The 21,290-nt window shown below is 61.1% G+C and carries 19 protein-coding genes; 4 read left to right on the top strand and 15 right to left on the bottom strand.

Annotation, left to right across the window (positions count from 1 at the left end; all coding sequences use genetic code 11):
• Positions 1-35: 35 nt before the first annotated feature.
• From tsaD to DV520_RS02535, 5 genes are all read right to left on the bottom strand, one after another.
• On the bottom strand, positions 36-1,118 hold the full coding sequence (tsaD, locus tag DV520_RS02555; RefSeq protein WP_021919780.1) for a tRNA (adenosine(37)-N6)-threonylcarbamoyltransferase complex transferase subunit TsaD: 1,083 nt from the start codon (positions 1,116-1,118) through the stop codon (positions 36-38).
• The gene (locus DV520_RS02550) at positions 1,115-1,765 is read right to left on the bottom strand and encodes a GNAT family N-acetyltransferase (protein WP_021919781.1); all 651 of its coding nucleotides are present in this window, start codon (positions 1,763-1,765) and stop codon (positions 1,115-1,117) included. Before DV520_RS02550 ends, tsaD begins: the two co-directional genes overlap by 4 nt.
• Positions 1,762-2,208, bottom strand: a complete 447-nt coding sequence (gene rimI, locus DV520_RS02545; RefSeq protein WP_021919782.1) for a ribosomal protein S18-alanine N-acetyltransferase — start codon at positions 2,206-2,208, stop codon at positions 1,762-1,764. Before rimI ends, DV520_RS02550 begins: the two co-directional genes overlap by 4 nt.
• Before the next feature lie 66 nt (positions 2,209-2,274).
• Complete coding sequence (polA, locus tag DV520_RS02540) at positions 2,275-4,926, bottom strand: DNA polymerase I (protein ID WP_117141675.1); 2,652 nt, start codon at positions 4,924-4,926, stop codon at positions 2,275-2,277.
• Positions 4,927-5,082: 156 nt separating this feature from the next.
• The gene (locus tag DV520_RS02535) at positions 5,083-5,517 is read right to left on the bottom strand and encodes a hypothetical protein (RefSeq protein ID WP_021919785.1); all 435 of its coding nucleotides are present in this window, start codon (positions 5,515-5,517) and stop codon (positions 5,083-5,085) included.
• A 223-nt stretch (positions 5,518-5,740) separates the two neighbouring features.
• On the opposite strand from DV520_RS02535, the gene DV520_RS02530 reads away from it, so the two are divergent.
• Both DV520_RS02530 and DV520_RS02525 read left to right on the top strand, forming a co-directional pair.
• The gene (locus DV520_RS02530; protein WP_165850022.1) at positions 5,741-6,601 is read left to right on the top strand and encodes a LysR family transcriptional regulator; all 861 of its coding nucleotides are present in this window, start codon (positions 5,741-5,743) and stop codon (positions 6,599-6,601) included.
• A 25-nt stretch (positions 6,602-6,626) separates the two neighbouring features.
• Complete coding sequence (locus DV520_RS02525) at positions 6,627-8,621, top strand: FUSC family protein (RefSeq protein ID WP_117141672.1); 1,995 nt, start codon at positions 6,627-6,629, stop codon at positions 8,619-8,621.
• Between the two features lie 66 nt (positions 8,622-8,687).
• On the opposite strand, the gene DV520_RS02520 is transcribed toward DV520_RS02525, so the two are convergent.
• Positions 8,688-9,350, bottom strand: a complete 663-nt coding sequence (locus DV520_RS02520; protein ID WP_117141671.1) for a hypothetical protein — start codon at positions 9,348-9,350, stop codon at positions 8,688-8,690.
• 213 nt (positions 9,351-9,563) lie between these two features.
• Between DV520_RS02520 and DV520_RS02515 the strand changes: the two genes are divergently transcribed.
• On the top strand, positions 9,564-9,878 hold the full coding sequence (locus tag DV520_RS02515; RefSeq protein WP_117141670.1) for a helix-turn-helix domain-containing protein: 315 nt from the start codon (positions 9,564-9,566) through the stop codon (positions 9,876-9,878).
• 214 nt (positions 9,879-10,092) lie between these two features.
• On the opposite strand, the gene DV520_RS02510 is transcribed toward DV520_RS02515, so the two are convergent.
• From DV520_RS02510 to DV520_RS02470, 9 genes are all read right to left on the bottom strand, one after another.
• The gene (locus tag DV520_RS02510) at positions 10,093-10,638 is read right to left on the bottom strand and encodes an NADH peroxidase (RefSeq protein ID WP_021919788.1); all 546 of its coding nucleotides are present in this window, start codon (positions 10,636-10,638) and stop codon (positions 10,093-10,095) included.
• A 177-nt stretch (positions 10,639-10,815) separates the two neighbouring features.
• Positions 10,816-11,403 (bottom strand): ribonuclease M5, encoded by a 588-nt coding sequence (locus DV520_RS02505; protein WP_117141669.1) that lies wholly within the window; start codon positions 11,401-11,403, stop codon positions 10,816-10,818.
• A complete protein-coding gene (gene holA, locus DV520_RS02500) occupies positions 11,397-12,458 on the bottom strand; it encodes a DNA polymerase III subunit delta (RefSeq protein ID WP_021919790.1) in 1,062 nt (353 codons plus the stop codon). The genes DV520_RS02505 and holA overlap by 7 nt, the downstream gene beginning before the upstream one ends.
• Positions 12,458-14,710: a DNA internalization-related competence protein ComEC/Rec2 gene (locus DV520_RS02495; RefSeq protein ID WP_117141668.1), complete on the bottom strand. Its 2,253-nt coding sequence runs from the start codon at positions 14,708-14,710 to the stop codon at positions 12,458-12,460. Before DV520_RS02495 ends, holA begins: the two co-directional genes overlap by 1 nt.
• Positions 14,707-14,910: a helix-turn-helix domain-containing protein gene (locus tag DV520_RS02490; protein ID WP_021919792.1), complete on the bottom strand. Its 204-nt coding sequence runs from the start codon at positions 14,908-14,910 to the stop codon at positions 14,707-14,709. Before DV520_RS02490 ends, DV520_RS02495 begins: the two co-directional genes overlap by 4 nt.
• A gap of 224 nt (positions 14,911-15,134) precedes the next feature.
• Positions 15,135-15,473: a histidine triad nucleotide-binding protein gene (locus DV520_RS02485; RefSeq protein ID WP_021919793.1), complete on the bottom strand. Its 339-nt coding sequence runs from the start codon at positions 15,471-15,473 to the stop codon at positions 15,135-15,137.
• A gap of 31 nt (positions 15,474-15,504) precedes the next feature.
• Positions 15,505-15,837: a cupin domain-containing protein gene (locus DV520_RS02480; RefSeq protein ID WP_021919794.1), complete on the bottom strand. Its 333-nt coding sequence runs from the start codon at positions 15,835-15,837 to the stop codon at positions 15,505-15,507.
• Positions 15,838-15,849: 12 nt separating this feature from the next.
• Entirely contained in the window at positions 15,850-18,510 is a 2,661-nt protein-coding gene (gene alaS, locus DV520_RS02475) for an alanine--tRNA ligase (RefSeq protein WP_117141667.1), read from the bottom strand.
• Positions 18,511-18,950: 440 nt separating this feature from the next.
• Complete coding sequence (locus DV520_RS02470) at positions 18,951-20,324, bottom strand: putrescine aminotransferase (RefSeq protein WP_021919796.1); 1,374 nt, start codon at positions 20,322-20,324, stop codon at positions 18,951-18,953.
• Positions 20,325-20,463: 139 nt separating this feature from the next.
• Here DV520_RS02470 and DV520_RS02465 point away from each other — a divergent pair, with 139 nt between their 5' ends.
• Complete coding sequence (locus DV520_RS02465; RefSeq protein ID WP_117141666.1) at positions 20,464-21,279, top strand: MerR family transcriptional regulator; 816 nt, start codon at positions 20,464-20,466, stop codon at positions 21,277-21,279.
• Positions 21,280-21,290 lie beyond the last annotated feature (11 nt).

Raw genomic sequence — 21,290 nt, 5'->3', positions numbered from 1 at the left:
TCCGCCCCTTCTTTTTCTGAAAACGGCAAAAAATTCTACAAAGAGTTATGCACACTTTCCACCGACTTTTCCACAGGGCTGGGGAAAACCGGGGCTGTCCCCGTCCCATAAGGCCGGGAAATTTCTCGGTTGGCATAGGCGTTTAAGTCCGTGCCGGCCCGGGTCCCCGCCAGATATTCATAATAGCCCTGGCTGCCAATCATGCTGCCGTTGTCCCCGCAGAGCTTCAACGGCGGGAGATACAGGGTACAGCCCGCAGCCTGGCAGGCCTGCTCCAAATCCCGGCGGATACGGGAGTTGGCGGCCACGCCGCCCACCACCGCCACCTTGCCGTAGCCCTTCGCCTGGGCTGCGGCCATGGTCCGGGGAACCAGCTCCTCACTCACTGCGGCGGAAAAGGAGGCCGCCAAATCCGCCACAGGCAGTTCCTCCCCTTTTTGCTGGGCATTGTGGATCAGGTTCAGCATGGCGGTCTTTAGACCGGAAAAGGACATGTCCAGGGGGGCGTCCTGTATGTGCACCCGTGGCAAGGAAAAGGCCTTGTCATTGCCTCCCTGGGCCGCCCGGTCCAAGGGGGCTCCGCCGGGGTAGCCCAGGCCCATCACCCGGGCGATTTTGTCAAAGCACTCCCCCGCTGCATCGTCCCGGGTGGCGCCTAAAATTTCCATCTCCGTGTACCCTTTCACATCCACCAGCAGAGAGGTGCCCCCAGACACGCACAGGCAGACAAAGGGGGGCTCCAGGTCGGGGTGGGCCAGGTAATTGGCTGCGATGTGTCCCCGCACATGGTGCACCGGGATGAGGGGAACCCCCAGGGCATAGGCCACCGACTTGGCAAAGCTCACCCCCACCAGCACCGCGCCAATGAGGCCCGGGGCGTAGGTCACCGCCACCGCGTCGATGTCTCCCCGGCTCAGCCCCGCCTGCTCCAGGGCCTGGTCCGCCAGCTGGGCAATCACCTCAATGTGCTTCCGGGAGGCAATCTCCGGCACCACCCCGCCATAGATCCGGTGCATCTCCACCGAGGAGGCGATGCAGTCGGCCAGCACGGTCCGACCGTCCCGCACCAGGGCCACCGCGGTCTCATCACAGGAGGATTCCACTGCCAAAATAATCATTGCTCTCGTCCTTTCTCATCCTCTTCCAGCCCCGGCAGCCCCCTCTGCTCCGCCCAGGACTCCTTGGGCTGGAGGGGGGCATCCGGGTCCCGGGGGATCTGAATAAACCGCCGGTAGGCCCACCCGGGAAACTGACTGCCGTACAGCGCCTGGTGGGCCGCCATGGTCGCCTCCTCGCTCCCCTTTCCGTTGGGGGAGCACAGGCACACCCGGTAATGCACGCCGAAGAGCATGCAGTCATACCGCAAAAAGGTATAGCCATTCCGGCGGTAAAAGTTCATGCGCCGCTGGCGTATGCCATCACTTTGGCCCCCTTCCGGGGCCTCGGACTCCACGATGATCCCATCCCAAGACCGAAACTTCTCCCGCAGCAGCCGGAGGAGCTCCGCCCCCAGGCCGCCGTTCCGGCGGGCGGCGGTCACCCCCAAGTAGTCAATCAGGACATACTTTCTCTGGGGGGCCTCCCACAGCAGGGCGTATCCCACCAGCGTCTCCCCCTCCCAGGCCCCCACGGGGTGATAGACCCCGGCCCGGTAGAGCTTTTTCATGGCGGCAAAGGGCTTCAATTCCTCCGGCGGAAAGGCCTCCCGCAGCTCATGCCGGTGGAGGTGGTGGAGCTCCTGCAGGGTCAAATCCCGCAGGGTCATCGGACGAACGTCCGGGTCAGCAAAAGGGCGTCCTCTGTGGGATCTTGGTAATAGTCCTTTCGCCGTCCCGCCTCCTGAAAGCCATGCTTGCAATACAGGGCCACCGCCGCCTGGTTGGAGGGCCGGACCTCCAAGGTCAGAAAGGCCAGGTGGGCCTGCCCAAAGCGGCAAAACACATCCAGCAGCCGGTCTCCAATCCCCTGCCGGCGGCAGGATGGACGCACCGCCACATTGTCAATATATCCCTCATCCAGCACCACATGGAGGCCGGCGTATCCCAACACCTCCCCCTCCGCCCCCTCGGCCACAATGAACGAAGCCGTGGGGTTGAAGAGCTCTTCCTCCAACATGGTCTCATTCCAGGGTGTAGAGAAGCACAGGCGCTCCAGCTCCGCCACCCCGGACAGATGGGAACGGTCCATCGGGACCAGCTGATATTCCATCGTATCGTTTCCTCCCAATCTTCGCCTCCCCCACACTTGGGAGAGGACCGGTGTTCCTTCCTCGGCTCAGCCCTTGGCCTGGGCCCAGCTGTGGCCCGCGCCAGCCTCAGCCACCAGGGGGACGGAAAATTGGCCGGCCCCCTCCATTTCCTGGGTCAGCAGGGCCTTCACTTGCTCTGTCTCCTCCTGGGGACACTCCACAATCAGTTCGTCGTGGACCTGGAGAACCAGCCGGGCCCGCAGGCCCTCCGCCTTCAGCCGGGCAGCCACCCGGATCATGGCCAGCTTCATCACATCCGCCGCCGTCCCCTGGATGGGCATGTTCAGGGCCACCCGCTCCCCAAAGGACCGCAGATTGTAGTTGGAGGACTTCAGCTCCGGCAGCCACCGGCGGCGGCCCAGGAGGGTGGCCACGTAACCAGCCTTCTTGGCCTGCTCCTTGACCCGGTCCATATAGGCCCGCACCCCGGAGAAGGTCTCCAGATACTTTTCCATATAGTCGCTGGCCTCCTGGCGGCTCACCCCGATGTCCTGGGCCAGGGAGAACCCGGAGATCCCATAGACGATGCCAAAGTTCACCGCCTTGGCCCGGCGGCGTAGCTCCCCAGTGATCTCCTCCACCGGCAGACCAAAGACCTGAGAGGCCGTGCGGGCGTGGATATCCTCCCCGGAGCGGAAGCTCTCAATCATCTTCTCATCCCCCGCCATGTGGGCCAGGAGGCGGAGCTCAATCTGGGAGTAATCCGCATCCACCAAAACCCATCCCGGCCGGGCAATGAACATCTTCCGAATCTGCGCCCCCAGCTCGGTGCGCACAGGGATGTTCTGGAGGTTGGGTTCCGTGGAGGACAGCCGTCCGGTGGCGGTGACGGTGTTTTGAAAGCAGGTGTGAATCCGCCCGTCCCCGGCAATGACCTTGGACAGCCCTTCCACATAGGTGGAGTTGAGCTTGGTCAGTTGGCGGTACTCCAGAATCAAGTCGATAATGGGGTGATGGGGGCGGAGTTTCTCCAGCACCTCGGCGCTGGTGGAGTACCCTGTCTTGGTCTTTTTCACCGGGGGCAAGCCCAGCTGCTCAAAGAGAACCCGGCCCAGCTGCTGGGTGGAGTTCAGATTAAATTCCTCCCCCGCCTGGGCCCAAATCTCCTCCTGGAGGGCGGCAATGCCGGCGGTGAGCCCCGCCCCAAACTGGGCCAGGGCCTGCTCGTCCACCAGCATCCCCGCCTGCTCCATCTCCGCCAGCACCGGACACAGGGGGAGCTCAATGTCCTCATACACCTTCGTCAGTCCAAACGCCGCCAGCTTCTCCGGAAGCAGCGCATACAGGGCAAACAGCAGGGCGGCATGGCTGGCCATGACCTGCCCGGCCGCCTGGGCCCCCGCCGCGTCCTTCCAGACCTTCGCCCCCAGATATTCCTTGGCAGGGGGTAAGGTTTTCTGGAAATACTGGGCGCCCAACTTGTCCAGCTCATAGCTTCCGTCGGTGGGGGCCAGGAGATAGGCCGCGATGGCCCCGTCAAACACAAAGCCCTGGGCCTGCCACCCCCGGTCCAGCCCCCGGCTCATCACATCTTTTATATGGTAGCCCAGCTTAACAATCTCCGGGCAGAAGAATTCCCGCAAAAAAGAACCGTACGTAGGCAGGGTCTCCTCCCGAAACAGCGCCGCCTGTTCCCCCTGGTCCCAGCACACCACCAGAGCGGACAGGTCCGGCAGCGTCAGCACCGCCACCGTCTGTCCCCGCCACTGGGCCAGCAGGTCCCGCCAGCGGGCCTCCTCGGTCACCTGCTCCACGGTCTCCGCCTGGCGGACCGCCGCCTGGGAACCCTGCACGGCCTCTTCCTGGTCCAGCCCCATCTGCTCCATCAGCTTCTGAAAACCCAGGCGGAGAAAGAGCTCCCGCAGCAGCCCCCTGTTCGCCGGCCGGCGCAGCGCCTGTTCGGGGACAAAATCCAGGGGCGCATCGCAGCGGATGGTGCACAGGTCGTAGGACTGAAAGGCGCTCTGCTTGCCCGCCTCCAGCTTCTTTTTCACCCCGGGCTTGGCCTCCAGGGTGCCCGCCTCCAGACGGGCATATATCTCTGTTAGGGTGCCGTTTTCATGGAGCAGGGTCAGAGCGGTTTTCTCCCCCACCCCCGGAACCCCGGGGACGTTGTCCGAGGAATCTCCCATCAGGGCCTTCAGGTCCACCATCTGGGCCGGGGCAAAGCCGTAGGCCGCCCGAAACGCGCCGGGGTCCATCTCCTGGGTGGTGGTCTTTCCCATGCGGGTGGTAACCAGTTCCACGTAGGTATGGTCCGTGACCAACTGCAGGGAGTCCTTGTCCCCCGTGGCCACCCGGCAGTCCCAACCAGCGGCCTCGCACCGGCGGGAGATGGTGCCGATCAGGTCATCCGCCTCCCAGCCGGCCAGCTCATAGCAGGGGATGTTCATGGCATCCAGCACCTCTTTCAGCACCGGCATCTGCACCGCCAGCTCCTCGGGCATTCCCTTCCGCTGGGCCTTGTAGTCTGCGTAGGCCAGGTGCCGGAAGGTGGGCTCCTTCCGGTCAAAGGTCACACACACCCCGTCAGGGTCCACTTCTTCCTCCATCCGCCGCAGGATATTCAAAAATCCAAAAATGGCATGGGTGGGAAACCCCTCCCTGTTGTTCAGGGGGTGCATTCCAAAAAAGGCCCGGTTCACAATGGAATTCCCGTCAATCACCAGCAGTTTCATCCCGTCACATCCTTTGCCGCGGGGTACTGCCCCGCTGAATCAGCAGCATCGCATACTAAAGTATTGTACCAACCTTTCCCCAAAAAATCAACGCCTCTCCCCGGGGAAAGAAAAACCGTGTCCCAAGCCGGGCACACGGTTTTCCATGCAACGGTTTCATGATTGGGCCGCTTTCCATGCGTCCCGATTCTGCTTGGCGCCCTGGAGGTAGAGGATGGACAGCACCAGTCCCACCACACTGTACGCCGCACCGGTGGGGCCGGACACGGCCACATTGACCACCAGCCCGATCACCACCAGCACCAGCACAATCACCCCAAGCACAAAGTTGGCCCCGCAGTTCTCCGGCCGGCCGCAGTTTCGGATGCCCAGGATGCCGATCACCAGGTAGAACACCCCACTGACCGCGCCGAGGACGCTGAACACGCCGGCCGCGGCCCCCAGGACCAGACCCACATCGTTATCACTGGCAAGCAGCAGGCCGCCGGCCCCCAAAATAAGCAAGGACCCCAAAATGGACAGGGCACCCAGAACGGTATAGATAATGCCTGTCACCTTCAATTTTCCCCTGCCGGGTGCATTGTTTTCCATCATGCGTTTCTCCTTTTTCTCTGAAAGCCCAAATCACGCTTTCTTTGTTGTCCATTCAGAATACGTTATCCATCCTCTTTTGTCAACAGGCCTTCGGCTCCCTTCTCCCCCCGCTCTTCCACAATCAAAACCGGTGGCTCCTTCCAAAAATGCTGGGGCGACTCAGCCCGCTCTGTCTTTACCTGCAGGGAGCCGCTGTGCTATCATGGACCCGGTGATAATTATGGAACTGCGTAAACTTGTCTGCTTCCTGCAGATCTGCACCTGCGACAGCCTGTCCCAAGCCGGGAGAAGGTTATACATGAGCCAGCAAGGGGTCAGCCGCCTTGTCCACAGTCTGGAAACAGAACTGGGCGTTCCCCTTTTCTATCGGGGGGCCCAGGGCATCAAGCTGACGGAAGAGGGGAAGCTTCTGAAAAAACATGCAGAACCCCTCTGTCGGGAGTACCAGCTTCTGTTGGAAGAGATTGAGGCGGGCAGACAGGCCGGAAAACCCCTGCGTCTGGGAATTACCTCCGGCATTCTCTTTGCCGCCCAGGACGGTTTGACCAGTCTGGAGCAGCAAAACATCACGCTGATTGACACCTATGACGATCTCTGCGACGAAATGGTGCTGGAGGGCAGCGTCTCCATGGGCATCGGTGTGGAGCCGGTGGACCATACCCGCTTTGAGGTCACCCCTCTGGCCCGGTATCCCCTGTATCTGATCTGCCGGCAGGACCATCCGTTGGCCTGCCGCGCTCAGGTCACCTTTGATGATCTGGCTGGCCAGCACCTGTACCTTCTGGGGCAGCACTACAAGGCCACCCCCAGGCTGCGGCAGATTTTGGCCAGCCGTCGCATTCCCAACCTGACCCTTCACGAGACGGGCTATATGATGAACATATACCGGCGCTGCCAACAGACAGGCTGCGTGGGGCTGGCAGTGCAGTACCCCAACTCCGTCACTGCACAGTTTGACTGCACTGCCATCCCCCTCCGGGAGGACTTTTTCTGGGAGCCCTGCTTGCTCCGCAAAAAAGGGCTCCCTCTCTCCCCTGAGGAAGCAATGCTGAAACGCCAGATTTTATCCTTGTTCCCCTGACCAAACAACGAAGGAAGATGTCCTCATGAACCTGCACCGCAGCGAGATTTCCCGCCGTTGGGCCGCCATCCTGGCTCGTCTGAAAGAGACCCGGCATATCATCGCACTCTCTGTCTTTTTGATCCTGTCCATGTGGTATCTGTTTGGGGCTGTCAACATTACGATCCCCACTGTGATCTCCCTCTTGTATATTTTCAAATACCAGCAGGCCTTTCGCCTGAGAGACGTACTGCGGATCAGCCTGCGGATGACTGTCCTCTGTGGCGCGGCAATAGTCTGCTGGGTGAATCTGCCCCTCTGTATCCTGGGCAACCTGGCGGTTCCTCTCGGTCTTGTCTACTCCCTCAGCGACCGGTTTACTCCCAAGGCCTACTATATCTACGTCATGGAATTCGTCTTTTTAGAGATGCTGCCTGTTTCCGGCTCCGCCATCCTCACCCGGTTTTTCGCTCTGTTCTACGGCCTTTTGGTTTTCGCTGCGGCCTTCTACTGCTATGCCAGGCGGGCCAAACGGCGGCGCCACTATGGCACAGTACGAAAGGGAATGAAAACCCTGGCCACCCAGCTGGAAAACCGGGCGCTGGGGACCCCTGACGACGGCTTAGCCCAGACACTGGCCACCCTCTGCGCCCATATGAGCCACGTGGTCTACACCTCCCGGAATACCCGGTTCCTGGCCACAGGATATGGAAAAATCAATTACCTGTTTCTCCTTTTCTTCCAGCGAATGGCCTATTGCCTCGCCCACTTTTTCCCCGCCGGACAGACGCTGGCTCCCCAGGACGCCTCCTACCTTCGCCAGCTGAGCTGTCTGCTTGCCGCTTTGGAGACCAAGCTGGACCCGCCGCACAGCCAGCAGCTCCTCCGCAGGCTCCAGTTTCTTCAGGACACCTGCGCCCTTTCCTCCCCCGCCGGAACGGAGGCCATGGCAGAGGCGCTCGCCCTTCTGGTTGATGCCTTGGAGGAGATGGCGCACACCCCCATGGACCAGGCCATGACCCACTGGCCCCTGCTGTCTGAGGAACGGAAAACTCTGGACGGTCTTTTCCAATTCCACCGCTTTCAAAGCCGGTTCGCCATTCGGCTGGCGGTGGTGCTCTGCCTCTCGTTCACCTTCGTGTATCTCACCCAGTGGCCCTTTGCCTACTGGTACCCCATGACCGTCTTTCTGATGCTGATGCCCTACGCAGAGGAGAGCGCGGCCCGCATCAATAATCGGGTCCTGGGGAATCTGCTGGGGCTGCTGATGACCGCCCTCCTTCTCTCCCTCTTCCACAGTCTGCCGGCCTATGTCTTTCTGGTGGCGCTGATGACCTGCCTGATGTACTACGTGCCGCTCACCTCCACGTCCATGTCCACCTATGGCACCTGCTATGGCATGATCCTGGCCATTCTTCTGGTGGATATCCGCCTGGCCATCGGCCTTCGGCTGGCCTATGTGGCCATGGCGGCGGTGACCGCCTGGACCGCCAACCGCTTCCTCTTTCCCATCACCGAACCTGGCCAAGTGCGGGACAGCCTCCAAACCCTGTTGGAAACAGACGCCCGGATGCTGGCGGAACTGCAGGAAATGCTCTCCTCCAACAGCAGCCGGCACTCCTTTCGCCAGTATCTGATTCGGAGCAATATGCTCACCCAAGAAATGGAGACCCTCCTGGCGGGAAGCCCCAGTACAGCGGCCCACACCCTCCTTCTCCATCTGCTCCCCCTTCAGCGTAAGCTCAGCACCGAGCTGGAGCTGCTGGCAAGCTACGTCCACGACCACCCAGGCCGCTTTCTCCCAGAACAGCGCGGGGAGCTCCGCACCCTATTTTCGTCCCTTCAGAAGACACTTCAGGCCCTGGAGCAAGGGAGCTCGCCTGCCCCAGTCCCGGCGCCCCTCCCCTCCCTGTCCAAGGAACAGGTATACTTCCACACCCTCTTGTCCAACTGCGTGGAGACCCTGGAAGACACCCGGGCCCTTTTGCTCTGCCGCTTTGCTTGCGCCGAGAGAGCCGGTCTTATCTCCTGTTCCCACTGAGAAGGCCCGCTGCCTTTTAAGCGCAAACGCCCTGGCTCCTCCAAAAAGCCAGGGCGTTTATTGCGGTCATTTCTCCGCCAGTACAGCACGGTAGAAATACCCGTCGGACAGCGCCACCCCCGGGGCCCCTTTCCAGCTCATGGCCCCGGTGACCTGCATCTGATCCCCTTCCTTCCAAGCCCCACATGCCTCCTCCGGCAGAAACACCGCCACTGTCATCTCCTCTCCAAGCTCCGAGACCTCAGCCTGCTCCAACAAAACGTAAGGCCGCCCCGCCTGATCCCGCGCCAACGCGCTGATCCGCCCTGTCACCGTGAACACCGGGGTTTCTATATAGTAGGCAGGATCTAAAAGGATCGTACCATCCTCACAGGAAAAGCCCGCTATCGTCCCAGCAATCCAAACCATCTCATCACAGCGCAGCTCTCCCAGGGTCTGTTTGGAAAAATGGGCTCGGATTCCATTGCCGTATGTAACATGATCCCTAAAATCCTTCAATGCGATCACTCCATGCCCGGAGGAAAGGGACTTGACCGCGCCCAGAAACGCATAGGACTTCCCCACATAGGTATCCTCTGCTTCCGCAACGTCGGAATAGAGCGCCTCATACAGCTCCCTCACATCCGCTTTCTGTATGGACTGCAAATCGGCCTGCCCCGCTGCGTTTTCGCAGGCGCAGAGCGTGCACAACAGCGCACACACCAGCCAGCCTGTCAGGAACCGTCTCATATTTTCCTCCCCTACGCTCGCGTTTCTCCCCGGAGGCCCATTCCACCTCCCGTTTTTTCAGAATAAGCGTTTTTAAGACGTTATTTTTCCATTTTCGACATCTACAAAACTATAATAACATCTTTACGCGGGCGAATCAAGAGAATTCAAGTCTCAAAAAGGTATCTTCTCCCCTCCTCCCCGGCTATCCTTGTTACGAGGGGAGGCGATTGGGTGGATATCAATTTCGTTCGGGAACGGATTACACAGCTTCGTATGGCAAAGGGAATCTCAGAGTACCAAATGAGCTATGACCTTGGTCACAGCAGGGGATATATCAATAACATCAGCTCCGGTAAATCGTTGCCCTCCTTGACAGAACTCTTCGCCATCTGTGACTATTTTCAGATCACGCCCGCTGAGTTCTTCGATCCGTCCATGGGCAACCCCAACCTGAAGAAACACGTGGTTTCCGGATTGGACCTGCTCAGTGAGAGAGACTTACAGCTCATCCAGAGCATCATAGCCCACCTCATACAGCGGGGATAGCGGCCGGCACAGGCCTCGACAACAGATAGCCCGGCCCTGTCTCTCCCGTACCACAAGCTCCAAAGGCACAGCAGAAAAAGGCCGGGCTCCATTGCCCCGGCCTTTTCCAAAATCCACTTTATTATATTTCGCGGGAAAATGCAGATAGAAGGTTTCACCTTTTTCCAGCAAAAAAGAGGGCGGGCATCTCTGCCCACCCTCAAAACGGTAGAAATTACTTGCCGAAGTAACGCTTCAGCAGGCCCTCGAACGCCTTGCCGTGACGGGCCTCGTCCCGGGCCATCTCATGCACGGTGTCGTGGATGGCGTCCAGGTTCAGCTTCTTGGCCCGTGTGGCCAGATCCACCTTGCCGGCGGTGGCGCCGTTCTCAGCCTCCACACGCATCTCCAGGTTCTTCTTGGTGGAGTCGGTGACCACCTCGCCCAGCAGCTCGGCAAACTTGGCGGCATGCTCGGCCTCCTCAAAGGCCGCCCGGCGCCAATACTCCCCGATCTCGGGATAGCCTTCCCGATACGCCACCCGGCTCATGGCCAGGTACATGCCGACCTCGGTGCACTCCCCGTTGAAATTGGCCCGCAGGTCCTCCATAATATCCTCGGGCGCACCCTGGGCCACGCCCACCACGTGCTCCGCGGCCCAGCTCATCTCGGGGCCCTGCTCCACAAACTTGCTGGCAGGCGCCTTGCACTGGGGACATTCCTTGGGGGGCTGATCGCCCTCATGCACATAACCACAAACACTGCAGACATACTTGCTCATAACTGTATTCCTCCATCATCCGCGCCTTCCGGGAAAGCGCATGGTCGTTAAAAATTGATCTTAGACCAACAAAAGCTTGTCCATCTAAGCAGGTTTATTTTACACCACATCTGGTGTTTTGTAAACCCCTTTTCCCCATATATTTTGTAGTTTTTTCGTCAAATTGTGTAACTTACGTCACAGCTTTCGCATCTCCTCCAGCAGGGTCTGCCGGTCATACAGCGCGGAGAGCACCGGCAGCATGGCATTGGGGGACAGGTGGGCGGGCAGACCCAGCTTACGCAGCAGAGCCTGCCGTTTTTCCCTGCTTCCCGCCCCCCCGGACAGGCCGCAGGCAAACAGATCCGCCTTGGTCAGCAGAGGAGCGGACGGGGCGGTCTCTTCCCCCAAAATGGTCGCCCCCGCCCGGCGCAGGGCGGTCTCCAGTACCGTGGGAGACATCCCCTCCACACCAAGCTTTCCCTCCTTCCCCGGCCGGCGTTTTCGCTTTTCCTTTCCGAAGCGGTCTGGGATATATGCATGTTTGACCTGTTCCGGAGGGAGGGTGCCTTTCAAGTAATTGCGGATCACAAATCCCGCGCCGTCGCTGTCGGTGAGCAGAATGAGCCCCCGTTTCGCCCCGATCCTCCGCAGCAGCGCCAGGGTCTCCCGGTCCTTAAAAATCCCAAAGCCCGACGTCTCTAAAATCACCGTGTCCACCAGCTGGGACAGGGTGTTTTTGTCATATCGGCCCTCCACCACAATGGCCTCCCGAATTTTCAGCATGCTGTCCCTCCTGCCGCCAGCTCCAGCACCAGGGAGACCAGCAGTTCCTTGGCGTCGGCCCCAGACACCGACTTCATAGCCAGGTCGGTCTCCGCGCACCGGCGCATGGCCTGGCGGCACCAGTCCAGCCCATGGCGGCGGGCCCCTTCCATCAGCTTGTCCGCCGGATAGGCCGACCGCATCCCCCACAGTTCCATGAGCCACCGGCTCCCCTCTCCAGACTCCAGGGCCACCCGGGCTGTGTAGAGCTGCCGGAAGTGCTTGCCCAGCACCGCTAAAATCATAATCGGGGCCTGCTGGAGGCGCAGCAGATCATGGAGCACGGAAAAGGCCCGGTCCATTTCCTTTCGGGTGAGGGCATCGGTCATCTGGAACACCACCGCGTCAATGACGGGGATGGCCACCGCGTCAATGTCCTGCCGGGTGACCCGGCGATTCTGGGCGTACGCCCCGATCTTTCCGATCTCGGAAATCAGGCCGTTCATCAGGTCACCGCAGAGGAAGATCAGGTATTGGGCGTCCGCCGTGTCAATGTCGTGGCCCAAGGCCCGGAACCGGCGGACAATCCAGTCCACCAGATCACTCTGTCCCTGCCGGACGAAGGCCACCTCCGCCCCTTTGTCCCGGATAACCCCGGACAATTTTTTCATGCGGGCATCCCGTTTGTAGGGCACCGTGTCATAGACAAAGACCAGACAGCAGTACTCCGGCAGATCGGAGAGAATCTGGGTCATGGCGTTCCGCTCGGCCTCGGGGGCTTTGAAGAGGTCATAGTCGCTGACCACCACCAAGGTGCGCTGGCTCATCATGGGCAGGGCATCCACCGTCTCCGCCAGCTGCTGGGCGGTGAGGGTCTTGCCCGGCAGGAGATGGTAGTTGAAGCTCTCCATCCCGGCGGGAATCAGTTTGGCCTTCATCTGGTCCAAATAGTAGTCCCGGAGATAGGCCTCCTCCCCATGAAAGATGTACAGAGAGCCCAAGGTCCCCTGGGCAAGTGCCTTCTTGAACTGCCGGTAAGCCTCCTGCCCCGGATTTTTCTCATATTTTTTTGCCATCACGTTTCCTCCCCACTCTGGGCATACACGGTGATCCCGCCCTGCCGGTCGGTGCGGTACACCTGGGCCCCCGCCGCCGACAGCCGGGCAAGGGTCTCCGGCGCGGGATGTCCGTAGGTATTCTGCCCCACGGAGATCACCACCGTCTCCGGGGCAACCGCTTCCAGCAGGGCTTGACTGGTTGACTGCTTGGAGCCGTGGTGTCCCGCCACCAGGACCTCCACTTCCGGCAGGTTCTCCCGGGCCACCAGCTTGGCCTCGGCCGCCGCCGGCATATCCCCGGTCAGCAGCGCCTCCCATCCCTTCCTGGCGCAGAGGACGGACAGGCATTGCTCATTGGCGTCCTTCCCCGCTGTCACTGGCGGATATAAGGTGATCTCCGCCCGGCCCAGGGTCACTTGGCTGGTCTCCGTCACATAGTAAACGGGAATATTTTCCGCCGCCGCCCGGGCTGTAATCTCCTGCCGGAGCGGGTTGTCCCGGTCCACGTCGGGGACCGCCAGGGCCCGGACCTTCACCCGGTCCATGAGCTCCAGCACCCCGCCAGCGTGGTCCGCGTGAAAATGGGTGAGAATGAGCAGGTCCAGCTCACTCCGCCCCAACGACTGCAAATAGGTGGCCGCGGTGTCCCCCGGGTCCCGGGTTCCGCCGCAGTCGATCAGGGCCCGGGCATGCCCCGAGGTCACCACCACGCTCTGCCCCTGGCCCACATCCAGCACCGTCAGGGCCAGGTCCTGCCGCTGAACCGTCTTGGCAGTGAGCAGCGCGGACAGGCACAGGGTCACCACGCAGGCGCACACCGGCACAACCGGGCGCTTTCCAGGCACCGGCGCCAACAAATACAGCAGAAAAACGCCATAGACAAACAGGGCCCACAGGGCGTAGTACCCCCGGTCCAGGTCCACCGAGGCCAGGCCCAGCCGGCTGGCCTGGGCCGCGCAGCCCAGGAAAAAGCGGATGGGAAATCCCACCAGCGCCGCCAAGCCCTGCCCCAGCGGGAACACCACCGCCCCCACCGCCACGGACAGTGCCCCGCCCACAAAGGCCAGGGTAACCGCCCAGCTGGTCATGAGATTGGTCAGGGGGGCGATGAGGGAAAACCGCCCAAAATACCCCGCAGACAGCGGCACGGTAAACACCATGGCCCCCAGACTGATCGCGGCCACCCCGAAAAAGGGGGCGGCCCACCGCCGGGCCCTTTTGGGGACCTGTGCCAGCCAGGCCTTGCTCCACCGCTGTCCAAAGAGCAGAATGCCCAAGGTGGACAGGAAGGAGAACTGCAGACCCGCGTTGGCCGCCGCATAAGGGTTGGCCGCCAGAAGCACCAACAGTGCCGCGCACAGGCCGGTGAGGCTGTGGTAGTCCCGCCCCAGCTGCTGGGCCAGCAGGGCCATGGCACAGAGGACGGTGGCCCGCACCGTCCCCGGGCCGTTGCCCGTCATCAGGCAGAAGAGCACCAGGATCAGCAGAAGAAGCCCCAGTTGTCCCTTTTTCTTTGGGTCCAGAAACAACGTCAAAAACCCCATCAAAAAGGTCACATGAAGGCCAGAAACCACCACCACATGCCCCAGCCCTACGCGGTTGAGGTTGTTCCGGTCGGTCTCCTCCAGGCCGGTCTTATCCCCTGTGAGAAGGGCATGGAGAAACCCAGCCTCCCTGGGGGGATACAGCTGGTCCAGCATGGCCCGGATCTCCCCGGCCAGAATGGTCAGGGCATATCGGACTGAACTACTCTCCCCCCGGGTCACCATTACCTGGCCATATCCCTTCATCCGAAGCAGAATGCCCTGGGAGGGGTAGTACAGGCTCTCCTCTCCCCCCAGCTCCTCCGCCGGGGTACAGCGGGCCACGCAGGATATCCGGTCCCCCGGGCGCAGGTCCGCCAGGTCCGCCGGTCCATAAAACAGCGCGGACACCTTCCGGCCTTCCCTCTCCCCCGCCCGGACCGGCACCCGAACCCCGTAGTCGGTCTCCTCCGGCCACTGGGTCACCACGGCCTCCATTTGGATGGTGCGGTGCTCCAAGTCCTGTGCCGGGGCGTGAAAGAGCGCGCTGTACACCGCCAGCCACACCAAGATCGCCCCGGCCCCAAAGAGGAACCGGCGCAGAGGGGGCCATTTTTTCAGCCCTTTGAACAAAAATCCCGCCGCCAGGCTGCCCAAGCCCACCGGCAGCACCCAGGCACTCCAGGGCAGATACACCCCCAGCAGGACAGCGGGCACCACCCCTGCGGTAAACCACAATAGAATCATCGCCGGTCTGACAAGCCCAGGATATAGTCCGTGCTGGTTCCATACAGCCGGGCCAGCTGAATCACCGCCCACACGGGAATCTCCCGCTCGCCTTTCTCGTAGCGCCGGTACACCTCCCGGTTCAAGTGGAGGTATGCCGCAACTTCATACTGTTTCCTGTCACTGTCAATGCGCAGGTCTTCAATCCGAGGAAAATACATCGTGCAACACCTCAAGAAAAGGCTACTATTTTGTCGCTTTTCCCCGCAATATTGCCACCATATAGTTGCAATTTTCCCCACACTTCACTCTGAAAAAGAGACACCCTGGCACCAGTTGGGCCAGGGCGCCCCCGCAAACCTTTTCCCAGCCTTCCGCTGTCCAGGTTCGGCAAACCCTATTCTGATTGGAGAGCGCCCCGGCAAAGCTGGGGCGCTCCTGTTTTTCATCCCGGCGGCCAGGTCATGTCCCGTCCCGCCAGCACGTGGAAGTGCAGGTGGAACACGCTCTGCCCCGCCTGCTCTCCACAGTTGGAGACCACCCGGAACTGGGCAATGCCCAGGTCCTTGGTGACCTTGGAAATCACCTCAAAGCAGTGGGCCACCACGGCGGAATTTTCCGCCGTAATCTCCCCGCAGGATGCAATGTGGGCCTTGGGAATCACCAGGAAATGGGTGGGCGCCTGGGGATCAATGTCATAAAAGGCATAGACCAGTTCGTCCTCATAGACCTTTTGGGAGGGAATTTCTCCCCCGGCGATTTTACAAAACAAACAGTCGCTCATGGTATCGCGCTCCTTTCTATGAATATCGGGGTTATGGCGCCTCGGGCACCACGGCAAAGAACTCCAAGGGAAGGGGGCCTGTGTTTTGGAGACTGTGCCCATGGCCCTTGGGGCAGTAGTGACAAGCGCCAGGGCCCAGCGGCTCCTGCACCCCGTCACAGAGGACCTGGCCGGTGCCCGATAGAATATAGATCACTTCACAATTGGTCTCATGGGAATGCATTCCAATGGTCGCGCCGGGAGGCAGTACCCCCCGCATCACCTTGACCGGTCCCTGGACCGTTTTCTGCAGCAGCACAGTCCCCTGGCCGCCCCGCATATTGGCCACAGGCTCCACTGGAATTTTGGCAAAGTCAAGCAGCATGGTTCCGCCCCCTCACAGGCCCAGCTTCACGGCCACAAAGTCGTCCACCGAGGCCAGAGCGTCGTCCAGCTTCAGCGGGTCCTTGCCGCCGCCCATGGCGCTGTCCGGCTTGCCGCCGCCCTTGCCGCCGCAGAGGGCGCAGACACTTTTCACCAGGTCCCCCGCCTTGATGCCCTTGGCAATGGCCTGCTTGCCGCAAACAGCCAGGAAGGTGATCTTCTCCTCGTTGGTGGAGGCCAGTACCGCCACCACATTGGGCTCCTTGTCCCGGAGGAAATCCCCCATCTGCCGCAGGGCGTTTCCATCCATCCCTGGGCGGTGGGCGGTAAGCACCTTCAGTTCTCCCACATCCTTGGCCGCCATCAGGAACTGGCGGGCCTGGCCCAGGGAGGCCTCCGCCTCAAATTTTTCGATCACCTGGTGGAGCTGCTTGATCTCCGCCATGGCCGCCTTGGCCTTTTCCCGGAGCTCGCCGGGCTTGGCCTTCATGGCCGCCGCCGCCTCAAAGAGCAGCTCCTGATTCCGGTTCATAACCTCCAGGGAGAGTTTGCCGGTGGTGGCCTCAATCCGGCGCACCCCGGAGGCCACGGAGAACTCGCTGCTCACGTGGAAGACCCCCACCTTGGCGGTGTTGGACAGGTGGGTGCCGCCGCAGAACTCCACGGAGTAGCCCTCACCCATGTCCACCACCCGGACCACGTCGCCGTACTTCTCGCCAAAGAGAGCAATGGCCCCTTTCTTCTTGGCCTGCTCAATGGGCAGTTCCTCGGTGACCACGTCGTAGCCCTCCAGAATGGCCTCGTTGACCATGGCACTGACCTGGGCCAGCTCCTCCGCGGTCAGGGCGGAGAAGTGGGTGAAGTCAAAACGCAGCCGGTCGGGCTCCACCAGGGAGCCGGCCTGGTGGACATGGTCCCCCAGCACGGTGCGCAGGGCCTTGTCCAGCAGATGGGTGGCGGTGTGGGCCCGCATAATGGCCGCCCGGCGCACCGGGTCCACCGCAGTGGTGACCACATCGCCCACCTTCAGGCTCCCCTGGGTGAGCTTGCCATAGTGCATGTATTTGCCGCCCTTGTTCTTCTGCACGTCGGTCACCTGGAACAGACCGCCCTCGGGGCCGCTCTTGGCCAGGGTGCCATGGTCGGCCACCTGGCCGCCCATCTCCGCATAGAAGGTGGTGCGGTCCAGCACCACAATGGCCTCCACCCCGGGAATGATCTCATCCACCAGGGTGTCCTCCGCCACAATGGCCAGCACCTTGGCTCCGGTGAGGGTGGTCTGGGCATAGCCATCAAAGACCGTGGCGGGCACCTCCTTGCCAAACTCCACACCGGACCAGCCCAGGTCCCCCAGGGCCTCTCGGGCCTTCCGGGCCCGGACCCGCTGGGCCTCCATCTCCTGGTCAAAGCCCGCCCGGTCCAGGGTCATCCCCTCGTCCCGGACCATCTCCTCGGTGAGGTCCACCGGGAAGCCGTAGGTGTCATAGAGCTTAAAGGCGTCGCTGCCGGCAAACTGGGTCTCCCCCTTGGCCTTGTGCTCGGCCAGCAGCTCGGAGAAAATCTTCATGCCCCCGTCGATGGTTTTGGCAAAGTTCTCCTCCTCGGTGCGGATGACTTTGGTGATATAGTCCTGCTTCTGCCGCAGGTCCTTGTACTCCCCCTCATTCTCATGGATGACGGTGTCGATGATCTGATACAGGAAGGGCTCATTCACCCCCAGCAGCTTGCCGTGGCGGGCCGCCCGGCGGAGGAGCCGGCGCAGCACATAGCCCCGCCCCTCGTTGGAGGGCAGCACCCCATCGCAGATCATAAAGGTGGCCGAGCGAATGTGGTCGGTGATGATCCGCAGGGACACGTCGCTGGCCTCGCTGTCCCCGTAATGGGCGCCGGTGATGTCAGAGACCTTGTTGGTGATGTTCATCACCGTGTCCACATCGAACAGGGAGTTTACATTCTGGCACACCACAGCCAGCCGCTCCAGGCCCATGCCCGTGTCAATGTTCTTCTGGGCCAGTTCGGTGTAGTGGCCCTCCCCATCGTTGTCAAACTGGGTAAAGACGTTGTTCCAGACCTCCATATACCGGTCGCAGTCACAGCCGGGCTTGCAGTCAGGGCTGCCGCAGCCGAAAGCCTCCCCCCGGTCATAGTAGACCTCGGAGCAGGGGCCGCAGGGGCCGGAGCCGTGCTCCCAGAAGTTGTCCTCCTTGCCCATGCGGTAGATCCGATCCTCGGGAATCCCCACCACATCCCGCCAAATGTTGAATGCCTCGTCGTCCTCCAGGTAGACCGAAGGATAGAGCCGGTCCGCCTCCAGACCCACCCACTTGGGGTCGGTGAGGAACTCCCAGGTCCACTGAATGGCGTCGTGCTTGAAGTAATCCCCAAAGGAGAAGTTCCCCAGCATCTCAAAGTAGGTGCCGTGGCGGGCGGTGTGGCCGATGTTCTCAATGTCGCCGGTGCGGATGCACTTCTGGCAGGTGCACACCCGCTTCCGGGGGGGCTCCTCCTCCCCCTTGAACCAGGGCTTCATGGGGGCCATGCCGGCGTTGATCAGCAGCAGGGACGGGTCGTTCTCCGGCACCAGGGGAAAACTGGGCAGGCGGAGGTGGCCCTTGGACTCAAAAAAAGTCAGGAACATCTCCCGCAGCTCGTTCAAACCGTAGTACTTATGCATAAACATACCTCCGATGTCTCAGAAAAATAAAATAAAAAAACTCCCTCCCTGTTCAGGGACGGAGTAAACTACTTCGCGGTACCACCCTAATTCACAGAACGCCTGGCGGCCTTCTGCCTCTTGGTTCATCCTGTAACGGGAATGGCCCGGCCCGGTCCTCCCGGGCGGCTCGGAAGTGGCGCTGTGCCGGGCTGGGCCAAGGGGCTCTCACCGCTTCCCCTCTCGCTTGGGCGGCCATGGCACATGGGCTTCCTCATCGCCAGATATCCTATCGCTTTTTCATTTTATCACGGATTTTTCCCCTGTCAAGGGCTCCCGGCTGGAAATTTTCCCTGGGCGCTCTCCCCTCCTCTTTGTCAAGGGGGCCCGGCGGCGCGGTGCGCCGCCGGGCCTTCTGGTGCCTTTCCTCTTTTCCCCAGAGGAGAGGACGCCGTATTCCGTTATTCCAGGCCAAACGCCTTCTGGGTGTCCGCCAGGGCCTCATCCATGCGGGAGAGCACATCCTGGATGTCCTGCTCGGAGATGACTGCCGCGGGCTCAAACCGAATGGTTTTGGCGTTGACCAAGGTCCCGGCGGTGAGTACCTTCCGGGCAAACATGCCCTTGGCGCACGCATAGCCCATCTCGCTGGTGTGGAACTCCACCGCCAGCATCAGGCCAAGGCCACGAACCGCCTGGATGATCTTGGGATACTTCTTGGCCAGGGCCTCCAGACCGGCTTTCAGGACCTCCCCTTTCCGCTTGCAGACACCGGGGATATCATGTTCCAGCATATACTTGATGGTGGCAAGGGCCGCGGCACAGCACACGGGGTTGCCGCCAAAGGTGGGGGAGCCCAGCAGCCAGGGGTTGTCAATGATCTCCTGGACCCACAGCTTGGGCTTGCAGATGATGCCGGTGATGGGCATAATGCCGCCGCCAAAGGCCTTGCCATAGGTCATGATGTCGGGTGTGACCCCTTCCGCCTGGCACCGCCACATGGTGCCGGTGCGGCCCATGCCCGTCTGGATCTCGTCAAAGATCAGCACCACGCCGGTCTCGTCACAGATCTCCCGGACCTCCTGGAGGTAGCCCTCGGGGGGCACAATGATCCCGGCCTCCCCCTGGATGGGCTCTAAAATCACCGCGGCCACCTTTTCGCCCACAGCCTGGAGGTTTCTTATGGCCTTGCGGATGTCCTCGGCTACGCCGTACTCCACGTGCTGCACCTGCTGGATCATGGGGGTGTACGGGGTGCGGTAGGTCCCCTTGCCGCCCATGGACACCGCGCCCATGGACTTGCCGTGGAAGGCCCCCACGGTGGAGATATACCACCGGCCGCCGGTGGCGATCCGGGCCAGCTTCAGGGCCATCTCCACCGCCTCGGCGCCGCCGTTGGTGAAGAAGCAGTACTGCAGCTCCCCGGGGGTGATGTCCGCCATGGCCTTGGCCAGGTAGCCCCGCAGGGGGTCCAGCAGTTCCTGGGAGTGGAGGGCCTGATGGTCCAGCTGGGCTTTCACCACGTCCAGAATCTCCGGGTTTCTGTGGCCGCAGGTGTAGATGCCGAAGCCGCCCAGGCAGTCAATAAACTGTTCCCCATTGAGGCCATAGCAGTAGGCGCCTTCGTCCTGCCACTCCAACACGGCCCCCGCCTCAGAGTCCGAAGAAACCGACTTGCGGTAGGCCAGCCAGCCGGGGCTCACATAGTGGTTGAAATGCTCCACGGTCTCCTCTACCATCTGTTTTTTCTCTGCGGGAGAAATCGCCTGAATATCCGTATGGATCAAAGAAATCACCCGGTTCAGCTCCTGAATCACTTGTTCCTTTTTTGACATAACGATGCGCCTCGCTTTCGGTTTTACTCAATCAAATCCCTGGGAAGGGCTCTCTTTATTTTGAGTATAAACTCTGGTATAATACCAGAGTCAAGGCCATTCCATCCATCATTTCAAATAAATTAAGCAGGTGTTTTTTGTGAAGGATTACTATAAAATCAACGAGATCGCACGGCTATATGGCATCGGTGTGGACTCCCTGCGCTACTACGAGAAACTGGGGATCCTCAAACCGCGCCGGGATACCAACGGCTACCGCTTATATAATTTGAAGGACATGTACAAGCTCAACGTCATCCGGGACCTGCGCCGGCTGGATTTTTCCATGCAGCAGATCAAAGACTATTTGGAAGGGCAGACCGTGGACCACACCCTGGCGCTGCTGCGCCAGGAGCAGGCCCTGGTCCAGGCCCAAATCCAGGAGCTGCAAACCAAGGCCCGCCTGCTCCAAAGGCGGATTGCCGCCCTGACGGAGGCCCGGAGCATTGTCCCCGGCGCCATCACCCTCCGCACCCTCCCCCAGCGCCCCTGCGTCCAGTTCAGCGCCCACATCACCCGGGATGAGGAGATGGACTTCGTGATGAAAAAGCTCCACCGAAAGCATGAGGACAAAATCCGGGACTTCGGCAACCAGACCTTCGGGGCGTTTCTGGCCATGGATGAACTGATGCAGGGCATTCCCAATGTCTACGACGCCGTCTTCTCCGTGCTGGAGGAGGACGCGGCCGACTACGACTTTGTGCTGCCCGCCGGGGTCTACCTGTCCTATTTCTACCAGGGCAGCTACCAGCAGAACCGCTCCAGGGTCCAGGAGGTCCTGGCCTACGCCGCCTCCCATGGCCTGACCCTGGCGGGAACCCCCTTTGAGCTCTATGAGATCGACAACCGGGACACCGTCCAGGAGGCGGAGTTCCTCACGGAAATTCAGGTTGCCATTTCCCCGGCTTCCCTGTAAAATGGGGAAAA

Source organism: Evtepia gabavorous (assembly GCF_003425665.1).
Classification (GTDB): Bacteria; Bacillota; Clostridia; order Oscillospirales; family Oscillospiraceae; genus Evtepia; species Evtepia gabavorous.
The sequence above is the reverse complement of the archived record's forward strand: the minus strand, read 5'-3'. Positions and strand labels throughout refer to the sequence as shown.

Coding starts and splice junctions, on each gene's coding strand:
- tsaD (WP_021919780.1), bottom strand. CDS start 1,118: ATGATTATTTTGGCAGTGGAATCCTCCTGTGATGAGACCGCGGTGGCC.
- DV520_RS02550 (WP_021919781.1), bottom strand. CDS start 1,765: ATGACCCTGCGGGATTTGACCCTGCAGGAGCTCCACCACCTCCACCGG.
- rimI (WP_021919782.1), bottom strand. CDS start 2,208: ATGGAATATCAGCTGGTCCCGATGGACCGTTCCCATCTGTCCGGGGTG.
- polA (WP_117141675.1), bottom strand. CDS start 4,926: ATGAAACTGCTGGTGATTGACGGGAATTCCATTGTGAACCGGGCCTTT.
- DV520_RS02535 (WP_021919785.1), bottom strand. CDS start 5,517: ATGGAAAACAATGCACCCGGCAGGGGAAAATTGAAGGTGACAGGCATT.
- DV520_RS02530 (WP_165850022.1), top strand. CDS start 5,741: ATGGAACTGCGTAAACTTGTCTGCTTCCTGCAGATCTGCACCTGCGAC.
- DV520_RS02525 (WP_117141672.1), top strand. CDS start 6,627: ATGAACCTGCACCGCAGCGAGATTTCCCGCCGTTGGGCCGCCATCCTG.
- DV520_RS02520 (WP_117141671.1), bottom strand. CDS start 9,350: ATGAGACGGTTCCTGACAGGCTGGCTGGTGTGTGCGCTGTTGTGCACG.
- DV520_RS02510 (WP_021919788.1), bottom strand. CDS start 10,638: ATGAGCAAGTATGTCTGCAGTGTTTGTGGTTATGTGCATGAGGGCGAT.
- DV520_RS02505 (WP_117141669.1), bottom strand. CDS start 11,403: ATGCTGAAAATTCGGGAGGCCATTGTGGTGGAGGGCCGATATGACAAA.
- holA (WP_021919790.1), bottom strand. CDS start 12,458: ATGGCAAAAAAATATGAGAAAAATCCGGGGCAGGAGGCTTACCGGCAG.
- DV520_RS02495 (WP_117141668.1), bottom strand. CDS start 14,710: ATGATTCTATTGTGGTTTACCGCAGGGGTGGTGCCCGCTGTCCTGCTG.
- DV520_RS02490 (WP_021919792.1), bottom strand. CDS start 14,910: ATGTATTTTCCTCGGATTGAAGACCTGCGCATTGACAGTGACAGGAAA.
- DV520_RS02485 (WP_021919793.1), bottom strand. CDS start 15,473: ATGAGCGACTGTTTGTTTTGTAAAATCGCCGGGGGAGAAATTCCCTCC.
- DV520_RS02480 (WP_021919794.1), bottom strand. CDS start 15,837: ATGCTGCTTGACTTTGCCAAAATTCCAGTGGAGCCTGTGGCCAATATG.
- alaS (WP_117141667.1), bottom strand. CDS start 18,510: ATGCATAAGTACTACGGTTTGAACGAGCTGCGGGAGATGTTCCTGACT.
- DV520_RS02470 (WP_021919796.1), bottom strand. CDS start 20,324: ATGTCAAAAAAGGAACAAGTGATTCAGGAGCTGAACCGGGTGATTTCT.